We start from the raw sequence: 547 nt of genomic DNA on the forward strand, positions 1-547 counted from the left end.
ACGGTTAAAGTACGTCTCATTAAAGTCCTTCTACCCGATGGCAAGACTGAAATACTAATAACAAGCCTTTTGGATGCCAGAAAATATCCATTACACCTATTTGGAGATCTTTATTTTAAACGCTGGGGAATTGAAACAGAATATGGCATGCAAAAGAACTACATGCAGCTTGAGCTTTTAAGCGGGTATAAAGTCAACACTATACTTCAGGATTTTCACGCATCAATATTTATCAGCAATCTGCAGCATATCCTATCTATACCTGCACAAACTAAATCGGAAAAGAAGCACAAAGATCGAATCTATAGCTATCAGATAAATAGAAACATAGCGATTGGAAACCTAAAACAGCATTTGATAAACCTTTTTAAACGAAAAGATACTGGGGCTTTGATTCGGAAAATTGAAAAGTTATTTGCAAAATATATTGAGCCCGTCAGGCCCGATAGATCATTCTTAAGAATCGTAAAAGGTAGAAGAACCAAAGGAAAATATCAAACATGGACGAATTACAAAAGAGCAATATGACCTTAAGTTAATGACATTG

1 pseudogene is annotated in these 547 nt (G+C 35.3%); it reads left to right on the forward strand.

Annotated features, from left to right (window positions below):
* Positions 1 to 528 (forward strand): annotated as a pseudogene (locus tag ACFOUY_RS08910) (hypothetical protein); the annotation flags it as partial.
* Between the last annotated feature and the right edge of the window lie 19 nt (positions 529 to 547).

Source organism: Pedobacter jamesrossensis, from assembly GCF_042650905.1.
Taxonomy (GTDB): Bacteria; Bacteroidota; Bacteroidia; order Sphingobacteriales; family Sphingobacteriaceae; genus Pedobacter; species Pedobacter jamesrossensis.